Origin of the sequence: Burkholderia sp. AU30280 (assembly GCF_020420125.1) — a bacterium.
Lineage (GTDB): Bacteria > Pseudomonadota > Gammaproteobacteria > Burkholderiales > Burkholderiaceae > Burkholderia.
The window spans coordinates 21,758-35,746 of record NZ_JAIZRY010000005.1; the positions used below are offsets into that span (position 1 = coordinate 21,758).

The following is a 13,989-nucleotide window of genomic DNA, read 5'->3' on the forward strand; positions in this document are numbered from 1 at the left end:
ACATGCATACAGGCCGATGAGGGCTTTCGGAGAAGCGCGGTGACCCGGGATCGCAACCCTGTGCCGAATGCACAGCCGCGCAGTCGTAAAATTACGACAAATCGAAAGGTGAGCCGATACGGGAGCACATTTTGCACGTGTCGCGCACAGGTGAAATTCTGTGAATCGGCGCATCCCGCAGCACGTCTGGACGAGTCAGGAACGCTGCAAATCCGCAGCGGTGAGGGTTTTCGGGAGCGTCTGGGGTGAGTGCCGTTTTGCACGCGCGCTTCACCCGCTATGGTGAGCATGTCGTTCTGGACGCACTTCACCGCAGGCGCTATCCTTCCGGAAAACTTCTCCTCCGACCCGACGTATGGCCACGACGAAGCGCGCCAAGAAAACCGATGTGGATGTGGTGAGTGCCAGTTCAGCCGAATTGCGGAAGGCCGTCGAGGCGATCGCGATTCAGCCGAAGAGCGGCAAGATCACGCTCCTCACTCGCAAGCTGTTCAATGTCCTGCTGGCCGTGGCGCAGCAGGCCGACGACTCGGGCGATACGTATCGCGCACTGCTGTCGGACATCGTCGCCAACTCCGCCTTCGATTCGAACGACACCGCGCTGGTGAAGGAACACCTGCGCCGCATGGTGTCGGTGCAGGTTGAATGGAGCACGGGGACCTCGAGCCAGAAGCCGGGCCGCAAGTGGGGGATCTCGACGCTGATCGCGGACGCGGAAATTCTCGAGGATCCGGCAACCCGCCGCGTGTGGGTCGAATTCTCGTTCGCGCCGAAGATCAAGAAGAAACTGCTCGACCCGGTTCAGTATGCGCGCCTGAGCCTGCAGTTCCAGAGCCAGCTGCGTAGCAGCGCCGGCCTCGCGCTGTACGAGATCTGCGTGCGCTACCTGACGAACCCGAGCCACCTGACGATGCGCGAGCCGTGGGAGTGGTGGCGGCCGATCCTGTCGGGCACGCCCGATACGGAAGCCGGCGACGAGGCAAAGCGCGAGTACAAGTACTTCAAGCGCGACTATCTGCGCCCCGCGATCGCGGAAGTCAACGCGGTTACCAACATCTTCGTCGAACTGATCGAGCACCGTGAAGGGCGCCGGGTCGCGGAGATCCAGTTCCGCGTGACCGAACGCAAGCAGCCGATGCTCGCGCTCGACGAACACCCGAACGTGTTCGACAGCACGCTGGTCGACCGGATGGTGAAGCTCGGGATCCCGCTGAAGGAAGCGCAGACGCTCTATGCGGATAGCGAGGAGAACCGCATTCGTGCCGCGCTGCAGATGACCGAGCAGCGGATGCGCAGCACGACGCTGCCGCCGGTGCGCAGCGCGCCGGCGTTGTTCAAGGATGCGCTGAAGAAGGGTTATGCGCCGCCGGTCGAGTCGGTCGACACGCTGCCTGCCGGCACGCCGTCCCCGAAGATTGCAGCGGCCCAGCCGGACGATCTGAAGGCACGCCTGCTGAGCGAGTTCGCGGCGTTCCGCCGCAAGGAAGCAAAGGTGCTGTACGAAGAGCAGGGCGACGCCGAGCGCGAAGTGGCGCGCGAGTCGTTCGAATCGGAGGCGCTGCCGACGATGGGCACGCATCTGCGCGATGACTGGCGCAAGCGCGGCCTCGATTCCAAGCTGGCCGAGACGGCCTTTTTCGACTGGCTGGCCCAGAGGACCTGGGGCGAGCCGACGGACGGCGACCTGCTGTCGTTCACGCTGAACCAGTCGCGGGCCGCCTGAGGCCCGCTCAGGCCCGCTGACGGGCCGCCGCCGGCCCCGCCTTCAGTTGGCGGGCCCGGCGTCCTCACCGGTCCTGCCGGCCGTTTCCATCACTCCGACAACAGCATCCGCTCGAGCTGCTCGAGGATCGCGTCGCGCTTGTCCTTGGGGAGACCGCGCAGGCGCAATTCGATGCGATCTTCGCCATACGACTTCAGGTCGCCGACCGACTTGCCGCCGAGCTTGATCTCGTGACGCTGCGCATAGCGCTGACGGCCTGCAGCCTTCGGCGTTTCCTGCGCCGCAACGCGCCCCTTGACGATGTCCGACACCTGACGCGTGCTGAGATCGTCCGACACGATCTTGTTGATCAACCGCAGCGTGGCCTCGGTGCCGCGCGCATTGTGATAGCGGCCGACCTGATACGCCATGTTCGAACCGAAGCGATCGGGGCGCGCGACCATTTCCTGCATGATCGCTTCCGGCAGCTTGCCGATCGACAGCGCGACGGCCACCGTCGATTCATCGAGGCCGAGGTGCTCGGAGAGCTCCTTCTGGCTCTGGAAATGCTTGTCGTCGAGGAAGCGGCGCCACACGACGGCGTTGTCGAACACCGTTTGCGAATCGCGCTGGACGTTGAGGTCGTAGCCGAGCTTGTAGCTCTGGATGCCGATCGGCACGTCGATCACGATCGCCTTGACCGATTCCTTGTTCGCTTCCTTCAGTGCCCGCACGCGGCGGCCGCCGTCGCTGACGAAATACGTGCCCGGGTTCTCGTAGTCCGGAATCACGTGGATCGCCTGCTGCTGCCCTTGCTTCGCGAGGTTGACCGCGAGTTCGGCAATCGACGATTTCAGATAGAAGTGCCGCGGATTGAACGGACTATGCTTGATTGCCTTCAGCGGCAGTTCGATCACCTGCCCCGGCGCATAGCGGTTCTCGAGACGCCACGCGCGATATTGTGCCGATTCATCGATCGACGGATCGAGCGTGAGCTCGGGAGCGGGCGGCGGCGCGATGTCTTTTTTCGCGGATCGGGCCGGTGCCGGAGTGGGCGTCTCGGACTTGACGATGCCGTCGATCGCATTGAGTCGATCGAGCGCCGTGCGCTTCTCGCTCGTCGTGATATCCGGGCGCGCTTGGAATCCTTTGGCAAATTGGGAGGGTTTCATGTGACTCCTTTGTGCGCATAAAGTCAGGGCAGCATGGCGACGATTTCGTCGGCGCATGCGCGAATTTCTGAAGCGGCCAGCTTGCCGCCACGATCGTTCATCTGCAGCACGGTCTGACCGAGCGCCATCGCCTGTTTGTACGCCTCCCGGGTCGGGATCTGCGTTTTCAGCAACGGGAAGCCGAGTTCCTCGAGCGCGCGCTTGAGCTCGCGGGTCAGCATGCGTTTCTCTTCGGTCTTGTTCAGCAGGAAGACGGCGCGGAGGTCTTCGTTCATGACCTGCGCCTGCTGGATCAGTTTGACCAGCCCGACACTCGACCAGTAATCGGCCGGCGACGACGACGTCGGAATCACGGCAATCGATGCGGCCAGCAGGACCACGCCCGATACCTTCTCGGTGATCGACGGCGGGCAGTCTACGACGATGATGTCGTAGTCGTTGATGAACTTCTTGATCTCGCGATGGATCTGGCCATCGGCTTCGGCCAGGTTGACGACCGGAAACGGAATGCCGGTGTCGCTGTCGCCGGATGCGCTTGACCAGTGAACCAGTGTGTTTTGACGGTCTGCGTCGATGACGAGGACGCGCTTCCCTTTTTCATGGAACGCGGCACCGAGGTGCATGGCAATCGTGCTTTTGCCGACGCCACCTTTTTGTTGAGTGACTGCAATGATTTCCGCGGCCAATTTTCACTCCTATTTTGGTCGTTGGAATTCTACAGGACGATATTTTAATTTCAATGAAATTGTCGTTCTGCAACGACGCATTGGCCATTCGGGCTATCGGTTTATGCGCATAAACGAAGCGACGATGGCTTGTGGCTCGATTGGATGGCGTGGCGGATGCCTGAGACGTCGATGAGTGACCGCGGTGGTTGAGTCATCACGCGTGGCGTAGCGAGTTGCCGCAGGATCCCGGTGCACTGCCCTTTCTCTCGGATGGGGTCGTCTTGCCTGAGAGCCGGAGAGTTTGTGCGCATAAACTCCGCGGAAACCGGGGCGCTAGATTGTGCGCCGGGAGGGTCGGTGCTTCTGGGCGTGGGTTGTGAGTGGTGCGCCTGGCTGGTTATGCAGCGTCGAGGTACGCCACTGAGCCAGCGTACGTCGACACGATACGCTATCCGGACACTACGTTTATGCGCATAAAGCGCTCGCATAAACCGCGAGCGACGAAGGCTCACATCCCGACCGCGCCGGAATCCGCGCGCGACGACCTACTTGCGAGGCAGCATACCGCCGCCGCATTCACACCGAGCAGGCAGCACACCGACGCGCCGAAATTTCAGTACTCACCACGCAGTGGATCGCGAGGTACCCTACCCGGCAATCGCCCGCTTTATGCGCATAAACACCGGCCTGCGATGCTACTGGCTACGCCCTTTGCAGATTGCCCCTCTTCGTATTGATCAGGCGTGCGAGACCTTAATTCATCCTCCCGCGATAGAACTCCGCTCGCCTTTATGCGCATAAACCCACCAATTCATTAAAGCGCATCCCGAGCCGTACTCCCCACTCGCGGGCCGTCGCACGGCTTCACCACCTGCCTCTACGAAGCAGCGAATCCGCACCCGAGATCCCACGTCCACCGCCCCACCGAGCCCCCGATGCAGACTAGCTACAATACAAGGCTCTACCTTCCAGGCCTGAATGATGATCACGATCTACCACAACCCCCGATGCTCGAAGTCGCGCGAGACGCTTGCGTTGGTCGAGTCGTTGAATACCACCGGTGCGCCGTTGAAAGTCGTCGAGTATCTGAAGACGCCGCCGACGGTCGAGGAACTGGAAGCGCTGCATCGGCAGCTTGGCCGTCCGGTTCGCGACATGCTGCGCGACGGTGAGGAGCCGTACAAGGAGCTGAATCTTGCTCGCGCCGATCTGACCGATGCGGAAGCCTATGCGGCAATTGCCGCTCATCCGATCCTGCTGCAGCGGCCCATCGTCGTTTATCGCGGCAAGGCTGCCATCGGCCGGCCGCCCGAATCGGTGCGGGTACTGTTCGAATAATTCTTGCCCACCGTATTTTTCTGATTGCGTCAGCCCGGCGCAAGCATTAGCCCAAGCGCCGGCAATCGAAGCCCGCACGATCGCCGGGCAGCACGCCACCACCCACCCGCCACCGCCCTAACGATCGCCATCACGCGATCCGGCCTAGCCTTTCCCGGACGACCCACCGTCATCATCCGGGGCAGGCTCCCGCCCCGCCGCTTTCGCGGCCGTCCGCAGCAGCGTGATCTGGCCGCGATAGGCCCTGCAGCCACTGCAGGTCGGCAGGTGTATGCGCACCTGCAGGCGTTCATGCAGGGTCAGATGCCGATCAAGAGCATCCGACAGCAGTCGCGTCACGTCAGTACATTTCCCCGGCAGCATCTTCGGTCGTCAGTCCTTGTTCGCTCAGGCAGGTTCGCAGGCGCGTGCGCGCCCGATACAGCAGCACGCTGCAATGATTTGTCGTCAGCGTCAATTCGCTGCAGATGTCCGTTATTTCCACGTCGAGGAATTCGCGCATCATGAACACGCGCCCGATCTGCTCCGGCAGGTGATCGAGGCAGGCCTGGAACAGCGTCCAGAACTGCTGCTGCTGCAACAGCGTCTCGGGGCGCGGCCACGGTCGCGGCTTCGCATGTGCGGCCCAGTGCCCGTTTTCCTTGAACAGTTCGCGATCGAGCACCGATTCGCCGTCGAGTTCGGCATCGAGCGCGGACAGGTTGACCGTCCGCTGCCGCGCGCGCAGCACGTCGATCAGCTTGTTGCGCAGGATGCCGAACACCCAGGTCTTGTGTGCCGACAGTCCGGCGAAATCGCCCGCGTGCGACCACGCGGCGGCGAGCGCTTCCTGCACGGCGTCTTCGGCCGCGTCGGTATCGCGGAGCTGGAGTCGCGCGAAGCGCAGCAGGTCGCGCCGCAGTTGCGCGAGATAGGCGGGATCGTCGTAAGCAGCCGGCATGTCTGGGTTGCGGTGTCTCGAGGCAAGCGCACTTGCCCAAGCGGGCGCGTCGCGGTGCGAGCAGCTTACTGGGCGCGGTCCCGGCCTGCAATGCATGTTCCGTCACGAATTCACGAAACCGGCCGGCGCGCTGCGCTATGCTTGCCGAACCCTGTGTCGCGTGTCGGCGACGGCACGCGGCGGGCAATCTGCAACGTCGGAACATCACGGCGGAGTTATCCACAATTTCTGTGGAAAACCTTGTGGAAAGTCGGCCGGACGGCCCCGTGGGGCGGTTCGCGGGCTGGCTTGCCTATAAACAGACCTTTGTCGCTCGTTCGGAAGCAATCGATCCGATTCCTCACCCACCGGAAGGAGAATGCCATGTCCTATCGCATCGCTGTGGTCGTCGGCAGCCTGCGTCGCGCGTCGTGGAACCGCGCGCTCGCACACGCCGTGATCTCGCTCGCCCCCGCCGATTTCTCGTTCGAGTTCGTCGAGATCGGCGAGCTGCCGTTGTACAGCCAGGACTACGACGCGGATTTCCCGGAAGTCGCGAAGCGCTTCAAGCAGTCGATCGAGGCCGCCGACGCGCTGTTGTTCGTCACGCCCGAATACAACCGCTCGATTCCGGGCGTGCTGAAGAATGCGCTGGACTGGGGCTCGCGCCCGTGGGGTTCCAACTCGTGGTCGGGCAAGCCGGGCGCGGTGCTCGGCACGTCGCCGGGCGCGACCGGCACCGCGCTCGCGCAACAGCACCTGCGCAACGTGCTCGCGTATCTCGACGTGAAGACGCTCGGGCAGCCCGAGATGTTCATCAAGCACGATCCGGCGCGCATCGACGACCAGGGCCAGATCGTCAGCGAAGACACCCGCAAGTTCCTGCAAGGCTTCGTCGATCGCTACACGGGCTGGGTGCGCCTGCTGAAGTCGGCCTGAGCGGCACACCCGTTCACGCCGGCGGCGCCGGCCCGCACGCAGCGGGTCACGTGCCGGCGTGCCGCGCTTGTCGTGCATCGCGCGCTTCGCGGATGCCCAGCAGGATCTCGTCGAGCAGCGCGATGTCGAACGGCTTCGACAGCACGCGGACGTTGACGGTGCGCGTGCGGTCGAGCTCCTCCGCGTAACCCGTGACGAGTATCACGGGCAGTTTCTCCGGCCGCTGCTCGACTGCTTCGGCGAGGTCGATGCCGTTCAGGCGGCCCGGCATGTGGATATCCGAAATCACGAGGTCGAACACGTCGTTCGCGGCTGCGCCTTCGATCAGGCGCAACGCGTCGTCGGCGGTGGGCGCGTAGGTCACGCGGTGCCCGAGCAGCGACAGCAGCGCTTCGGTGCCGGCCGCGACTTCGCTGTTGTCCTCGACGAGCAGCACGTGCAGGCCGGCGAGCGCGCCTGCCCCCGCGTCGTGCACGATCGCCGGTGGCCGCGCGACGACATCCTCGGCGCGCGCGCGTGGCAGGTAGAGGCGCACCGACGTGCCGGCGCCGACCGCGCTGTCGATCGTCGCGAGGCCGCCCGAGCGTTCGCAGAACGCGAACACCTGCGGCAGGCCGAGCCCCGTCCCCATCCCCTGCGCCTTCGTCGTGAACAGCGGTTCGAACGCGCGCGCGAGCACATCGGGCGCCATGCCCGAACCCGTATCGTCGAGCGAGATCTGCACGAAATCCCCGGTCAGCGGAAAGCCGTCCTCGCGACGCAGCGTCACGTTGCGCGCGCCGACCGTGAAGCGGCCGCCGGTCACCATCGCGTCGCGCGCGTTGACCGCGAGGTTGATCACCGCGAGCTCGAGCTCCGCGACGTCGACGCGGATCGGCCACACACCGGGCTCGATCGCGACGACCAGCGACGATTTCGAACCGAGCGATGTCTTCAGTAATTCGTGGCACGTGCCGAGCCATTGCCCGACGTCGATCGTCTCGTTGTGCAGCGGCTGCTTGCGCGCGACACCGAGGAGCTGGCGCGTGAGCGACTGCCCGTTCTTCAGCGCGCGTTCGATCGCGCCGAGCTCCTTGTCGAGGTGCTGGATCCCGCGCCGCCGCACGATCTGCACGTTGCTCGAGATGATCATCAGCAGGTTGTTGAAGTCGTGCGCGACGCTGCCGACGAGGTTGCCGAGCGCCTGCATCTTGCGCGACTGCCGGTACGCCGATTCGATCGAGCGCCGCATCGACGCTTCGGCCTGCCAGCGATCCCACGCTTCCTCTTCCGCCTTCAGCCGCTTGAGCGACAGCCAGATCACGGACCACAGCGCGACCGACGGTGCGAACATCGAGATGAACAGCACGCTCAGGTGTTCGTACCATTCATGCCAGATCGCCGACGTACGGTACGCGCACGTCACGTAGACGGGATAGCTGCCGACCTGGCGATACGCGACGATCTCGCTGCTCGCGCCGTCGTGACGCACGCGCACGACACCGGCGCGCGGATCGTTGCGCGCGTCGCCGAACGTGACGGCGCGATCGGTGTGCGCGAGCGCCGGCGGCGGCGGATACGACGCGATCACCGCGCCGTCCGAGCGCGCGAGCGCCATCGTCATCGGCGTGCTCGCACCGCCGAGCAGGTCGCGGTAGAACGCGTTGAAATACGACGACTTCAGCGCGATCGACACCATCCCGGCGAACGAACCGTCGCTATGGCGACGCGCGACGCCCGTGTTGAACACGGGAATGTTCTCGAGCTTGAGCGGCCCCATCATCAGCCGCGAGATGTGTTCGATGACCTTGCCGTCGCGGATGCCGGCGAAGTCGTCGCGGTTCGCGATCGACGCATAGGGCGCCGGATAGTAGAGGCTGTTCGCGAGCAGCATCCCGCTCGCGCCGAAGATCGACACGGCGGCCACCTGCGGATAGCCGCCGCCGATCGTGTTCAGCGCTTCGTGGATGTCGGATTCCCGGTTGCGCACGGTCGCGTCGTCCATGTCCTGCACGAGATCGACGATGCGCGCATCGAGCGTCTCGCTCAGGTCGAACACCTTGAGCGCGTGCTCCTCGGCCACCCGCACCGTGCGCATCGTCACGTCGCTCGCGGCGGCCTCGCGCGTCTTCAGGTCGTTGTACGCCATCACCACGACGTAGATGCACGGCAGCACGATCGCCGCGACGAGCAGCACGATCAGCGTCACGCGACGCACCGCGAAATCGTGCTCGGGCGCACCGGACGCATAGTTGCCGTCGTCCTGCCAGTCGTCGGCGGGTGGGGAGGCGGGAGCGTGGGAGTCGGCGGGCCGGTCGGACGTCATCGAAAAGGCGGGTGAGGCAGAGGTGCCTGCCATCATAAACGAGTTGCGACGGGCCGCCGCACGGCCCCGGACGCCCGCAATCCTGTCGATTTCGACAGGGGAAATTGTCAGATTGAAAACGCGACGAATCCGGCAGCGCAAACGTACACAAGGAAAAATTTTGCGTGCTTATCTCGAAAATGGTCGCGCTTGTTTTCGGAATGGCGCTGGTTCGGACCGATTCTGTTCGAAATGGTGAAAATGGCGAGTTGCATCGCCTCCGTTTTACTCAGAGAATCGCGCCTTGCTTTCCCAATGACAGATATATGCGCCCGCCGGCGTTCGCCGCGCGGTGCGTCGCGCGCATCCGCGTCGCGGCGCCCGCGCGTGGCCGCAAGGCGGTTGCCCGCACCCGAACGCATGGCGCCTAAAGAAGTGCGCCGCGCGGTCGTTAACGCGAGAGAGACCATTCCGTATACCGCATCGCTCCATGCCTTTGCCGATTGTAATTGCCGACGATTCGCTGCTCGCTCGCAAACTTCTGACAAAGGCGCTGCCGGGAGGCTGGGACGTCGAAGTCGCGTATGCCGCGAATGGTCGAGAGGCCTTGGCGCTCTATCGTGACGGCAAAGCTTCCGTAATGTTTCTGGACCTGACGATGCCCGACATGAGTGGATATCAGGTTCTTGAGACACTGCGCCACGAAGATCTGAACACGTTCGTGATCGTGGTATCCGCCGATATCCAGCCGCAGGCGCAAGCACGCGTGCGCGAATTGGGCGCGATCGCATTCGTAGCCAAACCCGTGACGTCGGAGGCATTGCTGCCCATTCTCAAGGAGTATGGGTTGTATGCCTGACTCGGTGTTCACGGCGGAGCAACGCGACGCGTTGCAGGAGATCGCCAACCTCGCAATGGGCCGCGCCGCCGCACGGCTCGCGTTGTTGCTCGGGCATTTCATCGAGCTGTCGGTGCCGCGCGTGCGGGTCGTGAAAGCGACCGACGCGGGGGATGCGCTGCGCGAGATGACGGGCATTCACGACAACGTGACCGCCGTGCGCCAGGGCTTCCGTTCCGACATCAAGGGCGAAGCGATCGTGCTGTGCCGCACCGCGAGCATCGCGCGGCTCATGTCGGTCGTCGACCGCACGTTCGGCGACGGCGTGTACGGCGGGATGGCGACGCCCGACGAAGTCGTGTTCGACGTCGCGAACGTGCTGATGGGCGCGTGCGTCGCGTCGATCCTCGACGAGCTCGGCCGCAAGCCTGTGTTTTTTCCGCCGGGGCTGCTCGGCGCGAACGTGTCGTTCGACGACGTATTCCAGCCGACCGAGCTGGCATGGAGCGTGGCATTGCTGCTGGAAGTGAACTTCGGGCTCGAGGACCACGCGTTCCGGGCCCACTTCGTGATGCTGATGGCCGAGGATTCGATCCGGTTGATGGGCGACGCGCTCGACGCGTTGCTGTCCGCGCTATGACGGCCGCCACCCCGTCGCTGAGCGACCTCGTGATCGAGCGGGTGGGCTTCGGCCTGTTCGTGCTCGACCGCGCGATGACCGTGCTGATGTGGAATCGCTTCATGCAGGACCACAGTGGCATCCCGGCCGCCGATGTGATCGGCCGCAACCTGTTCGACTGCTTTCCCGACCTGCCGCGCGCATGGCTGTCGCGCAAGCTCGAGAGCGTGTTCCAGCTCGGCAGCTTTGCGTTCAGCTCGTGGGAGCAGCGGCCTTATCTGTTCCGCTTCGAGCACGACCGGCCGATCACGGGCGGCGTCGACTACATGCAGCAGGACTGCACGTTCATGCCGCTCACGCGCGGCCGCGAGGTCGAGGCCGTGTGCGTGACGATCTCGGACGTCACGCATGTGAGCGTGATGCAGCGCGAGCGCGAGGAAGCGGTCGCGAAGCTGCGCGAGCACGCGAATCGCGACGGCCTGACCGGCATCGCGAACCGGCGCTTCTTCGAGGCGCGGCTCGGTGACGAATTCGCGCGCTGGCAGCGCTACGGCGGCGACATGTCGGTGCTGCTGTTCGACCTCGACCACTTCAAGACGATCAACGACCGTTTCGGGCATGCGGTCGGCGATGCCGTGCTGCGCGAGACCGCGCGTCGCGTTGCGTCGATCGTGCGCGCGCAGGATACGTTCGGCCGCTTCGGCGGCGAGGAATTCGCGCTGCTGCTGCCGTGCACGAATCTCGACGAGGCGATGCGGGTGGCCGACAAGGTGCGCGATGCGATCGGCAGCACGCCGGTCGACGCCGAGGGGGTCAGCGTGCCGGTGACGGCGAGCGTCGGCGGCGCGTGTGCGAGGACGGGGGCGCCGACCTGCGACGTGCTCGTCAACGAGGCCGATGCCGCGCTCTATCGCGCGAAGCGGCTCGGGCGCGACCGGTCGGTCGCATACGCATAGGCGGCGCTTCCGCCCCGCCGTGCGCGGAGCGGATGCCCTGGGCGCGTGCCGCGCTCAGCTTTTCGCGATGTCGGCCAGCACGCCGGCCAGTACGGCCGGCTGCGACATGAACGGCGAATGGCTGCTGTCGAGCTGGTGCACGTGGGTCGGGTTGCCGGGCGCAAACGCGTCGGCTTCGTCGATGAAGCGCTGCTGCAGCGCGGGCAGGATCACGCGATCCTGCAGGCACTTGATGTAGTGGCGGTCGATCGCGCCCCAGCGTGCGGCCGTCGTCGGGATCGCGGTCGCGAACGGCGCGGCCGGCACGTCGCAGGTCATCAGGTTCGCGACGGCCTCGAAGTCGGCCTGCGGCACGTCGTCGTACAGCGCGCGCTTCGTGAGTTCGCGATACGCGGCGTCGCCGCTGCGCGGATCGATGCGCAGCGCACCGGCGACGCGTGGGCTTGCCAGCATCAGCGGGCCGAGCATTTCACCGCTGTTTTCAGGTGCGCGCACGTAGTCGAGGCCCGGCACGCCCGACGCGGGCATGAAGGCCGCGAGATAGACGATCTTCGCGATCTTTTCCGGCGCGCGTTCGGCGGCCGCCGTGATCGCGAGGCCGCCCATGCTGTGGCCGACGAGCACGACCTTGCCGTGGCCGAGCGCGTAGGCGTCGTCGACCGCCTGCATCACCTGCGTGGCGTAGTCGTCGAGCGTCGTGTTCGCGACCGGCGACGGCTCGGCGCCGAACGCGTCCTTGTCGAGCGGGCGTGCGAAGTAGGAAGCGGGAAAGCGGGCATTGATGCCGTGCGCGGGCAGGTCACGCGTGATCGACAGGTGGCCGCGCGCGGCCAGCGCGGCCGCGACGTGCGCGTAGCACCACGCGCCGTGCCAGGCGCCGTGCACGAGCACGAAAACGGGATGATCGGACTGCGGGGTGGCGCTTGCGTTCGTCTCCATGATGTCCGGGTCTTCAGATTTTGCGAAAGGTGTCATCTTAGACGAACCCGCGTGCGCCCAGACGGGCCGGATTCGACCTGTCCCCCTTGTCTCGTACAGGCCACATTTCGTCCGTATCTGATTTGAATTTATCCCGAAGCACGCTAATTTGTTGCTTTGCCTGCGGTTGCGCCCCATGAACGTCGACTACCTCTTCTACCGGAAGCCGGACAAACCCGGTCCCTATTCGCTCGACGACCTGGGCGACGTCGCGCCGCCGATCGGCCCGGGCGACCTGGTGCGCGCGGGCATCGCGCGCGTGTTCGCGCAGATCGACTGGCAGGAATCGCCCGATGTGCCGGGCGCGTGGTTCGGCACGGGCGGCGCGGTGTTCCAGTTCACCGCGGAGCCTGACGGCCGCGTGACGAGCTTCATGGGCTCGCGTCTCGAACGCCGCTCGATGCTGCAGCTCACCTCCGAAATGGGGCTCATTGCGCTCGACCTGCAGCGCGACATCGTTTACGGCTGACGCGCCGCCGGCGCCGGGTTCCGCCCGGGCCGGCCGCGCTTGCCGGCCAACCGCTTCCGGCACGCCGCCGCACACGGCGCGTGTCCGCCATCGAACTTCAAAGATTGCTATACTTTCGCCCAATTCCGGCTTCCGGCCGGTAATTTGTGCCTGTCTGCGTCGATCGTTCGCATATCTCGCACGCATGACACCCTGACCATCCCAGCCGGGCATGGCTTCTTCAATCGCCCCGCGTGGGTGTCTCCGTGGAGCTCGCCTTGGCCGTTTCCCATTCCGTCGTGGACGAACAAGAAACCGACGCCGCTGCCGTCACATCGGGCAGTTCTTTCTATCTTGCGATGCGCATCCTGCCGGCCGTGCAGCGCGATGCGATGTTCCAGGTCTACGCGTTTTGCCGTGCGGTCGACGACATCGCCGACAGCGACCTGCCGCGCGCCGAGCGCAACGCGGGCCTCGACCGCTGGCGCGCGGACATCGACGCGTGCTTCGCCGGCCGCCCGCCGCGCCACCTGGCCGCGCTCGACCGCGAGATCCGCGCCTTCAACCTGCAGCGCGAGGATTTCCACGCGATGATCGACGGGATGGCAATGGATGCGGCTGAAGACATCTGCGCGCCCGACGAACCGACGCTCGACCTCTTCTGCGATCGCGTGGCGAGCGCGGCCGGCCGGCTGTCGGTGAGGATCTTCGGGATGCCGGAAGCCGAAGGGATCAAGCTGTCGCATCACCTCGGCCGTGCGCTGCAACTGACCAACATCCTGCGCGACATCGACGACGATGCGGCGATCAACCGTTGCTATCTGCCGCGCGAGCTGCTTGCGCGCGAAGGCATCGCGATCACCGAACCGGCGACGATCGTGCGCGATCCGGCGCTGCCGCGCGTGTGCGCGACGCTCGTCGAGCGTGCGCTCGAGCATTTCCGCCAGGCCGACGCGGTGATGGATACCTGCTCGCGTGCGCAGGTGAAGGCGCCGCGCATCATGTCGGGCGCGTATCGCTGCATTCTCGAAGCCGCGATCGCACGCGGCTTTGCCTTCCCGCGCGCACCGCTGCGCAAGCCGAAAGCGCGCATGCTGATGATCGCCGCGCGCTACGCGCTGTTCTGAG

Annotated in this window: 15 protein-coding genes; 8 read left to right on the forward strand and 7 right to left on the reverse strand. The window is 65.0% G+C overall.

The genetic code is table 11. The annotated features are described in order from the left end of the window. Positions 1-355 precede the first annotated feature (355 nt). On the forward strand, positions 356-1,723 hold the full coding sequence (locus LGN17_RS13030; protein ID WP_226197174.1) for a replication initiation protein: 1,368 nt from the start codon (positions 356-358) through the stop codon (positions 1,721-1,723). A gap of 89 nt (positions 1,724-1,812) precedes the next feature. Here the strand turns inward: LGN17_RS13030 and LGN17_RS13035 are convergent, their stop codons facing one another. Together LGN17_RS13035 and parA are read right to left on the reverse strand one after the other, a co-directional pair. Next, a complete protein-coding gene (locus LGN17_RS13035; RefSeq protein ID WP_226197175.1) occupies positions 1,813-2,874 on the reverse strand; it encodes a ParB/RepB/Spo0J family partition protein in 1,062 nt (353 codons plus the stop codon). Between the two features lie 23 nt (positions 2,875-2,897). After that, positions 2,898-3,560 (reverse strand): ParA family partition ATPase, encoded by a 663-nt coding sequence (gene parA / locus LGN17_RS13040; protein WP_175952785.1) that lies wholly within the window; start codon positions 3,558-3,560, stop codon positions 2,898-2,900. A gap of 960 nt (positions 3,561-4,520) precedes the next feature. Between parA and arsC the strand changes: the two genes are divergently transcribed. Then, complete coding sequence (gene arsC, locus LGN17_RS13045) at positions 4,521-4,880, forward strand: arsenate reductase (glutaredoxin) (protein WP_226197176.1); 360 nt, start codon at positions 4,521-4,523, stop codon at positions 4,878-4,880. A gap of 144 nt (positions 4,881-5,024) precedes the next feature. Here the strand turns inward: arsC and LGN17_RS13050 are convergent, their stop codons facing one another. Beyond that, a complete protein-coding gene (locus LGN17_RS13050) occupies positions 5,025-5,243 on the reverse strand; it encodes an anti-sigma factor family protein (protein ID WP_226197177.1) in 219 nt (72 codons plus the stop codon). Then, complete coding sequence (locus LGN17_RS13055; protein ID WP_226197178.1) at positions 5,221-5,820, reverse strand: RNA polymerase factor sigma-70; 600 nt, start codon at positions 5,818-5,820, stop codon at positions 5,221-5,223. Before LGN17_RS13055 ends, LGN17_RS13050 begins: the two co-directional genes overlap by 23 nt. Positions 5,821-6,183: 363 nt before the next feature. Here LGN17_RS13055 and LGN17_RS13060 point away from each other — a divergent pair, with 363 nt between their 5' ends. Next, positions 6,184-6,738, forward strand: a complete 555-nt coding sequence (locus tag LGN17_RS13060; RefSeq protein ID WP_069252806.1) for an NADPH-dependent FMN reductase — start codon at positions 6,184-6,186, stop codon at positions 6,736-6,738. 46 nt (positions 6,739-6,784) lie between these two features. Here the strand turns inward: LGN17_RS13060 and LGN17_RS13065 are convergent, their stop codons facing one another. Both LGN17_RS13065 and LGN17_RS13070 read right to left on the reverse strand, forming a co-directional pair. Next, positions 6,785-9,043 carry a hybrid sensor histidine kinase/response regulator gene (locus LGN17_RS13065; protein WP_226197179.1) on the reverse strand — a complete coding sequence of 753 codons (2,259 nt, stop codon included), beginning with the start codon at positions 9,041-9,043 and terminating at the stop codon, positions 6,785-6,787. Positions 9,044-9,150: 107 nt separating this feature from the next. Then, a complete protein-coding gene (locus tag LGN17_RS13070) occupies positions 9,151-9,492 on the reverse strand; it encodes a hypothetical protein (RefSeq protein WP_226197180.1) in 342 nt (113 codons plus the stop codon). Between the two features lie 20 nt (positions 9,493-9,512). Here LGN17_RS13070 and LGN17_RS13075 point away from each other — a divergent pair, with 20 nt between their 5' ends. Genes LGN17_RS13075 through LGN17_RS13085 form a run of 3 tightly spaced genes read left to right on the forward strand, consistent with a single transcriptional unit; the run spans position 9,513 to position 11,435 of the window. Beyond that, on the forward strand, positions 9,513-9,881 hold the full coding sequence (locus tag LGN17_RS13075; RefSeq protein ID WP_039344648.1) for a response regulator: 369 nt from the start codon (positions 9,513-9,515) through the stop codon (positions 9,879-9,881). Then, the gene (locus LGN17_RS13080) at positions 9,874-10,500 is read left to right on the forward strand and encodes a chemotaxis protein CheC (protein WP_039344650.1); all 627 of its coding nucleotides are present in this window, start codon (positions 9,874-9,876) and stop codon (positions 10,498-10,500) included. The genes LGN17_RS13075 and LGN17_RS13080 overlap by 8 nt, the downstream gene beginning before the upstream one ends. After that, on the forward strand, positions 10,497-11,435 hold the full coding sequence (locus LGN17_RS13085; RefSeq protein WP_226197181.1) for a GGDEF domain-containing protein: 939 nt from the start codon (positions 10,497-10,499) through the stop codon (positions 11,433-11,435). The genes LGN17_RS13080 and LGN17_RS13085 overlap by 4 nt, the downstream gene beginning before the upstream one ends. A 54-nt stretch (positions 11,436-11,489) precedes the next feature. On the opposite strand, the gene LGN17_RS13090 is transcribed toward LGN17_RS13085, so the two are convergent. Next, positions 11,490-12,374: an alpha/beta fold hydrolase gene (locus LGN17_RS13090; RefSeq protein WP_226197182.1), complete on the reverse strand. Its 885-nt coding sequence runs from the start codon at positions 12,372-12,374 to the stop codon at positions 11,490-11,492. A gap of 175 nt (positions 12,375-12,549) precedes the next feature. Here LGN17_RS13090 and LGN17_RS13095 point away from each other — a divergent pair, with 175 nt between their 5' ends. Both LGN17_RS13095 and hpnD read left to right on the forward strand, forming a co-directional pair. Further along, a complete protein-coding gene (locus LGN17_RS13095) occupies positions 12,550-12,882 on the forward strand; it encodes a hypothetical protein (protein ID WP_226197183.1) in 333 nt (110 codons plus the stop codon). A gap of 257 nt (positions 12,883-13,139) precedes the next feature. Further along, entirely contained in the window at positions 13,140-13,988 is an 849-nt protein-coding gene (gene hpnD / locus LGN17_RS13100; RefSeq protein ID WP_226197184.1) for a presqualene diphosphate synthase HpnD, read from the forward strand. Position 13,989 lies beyond the last annotated feature (1 nt).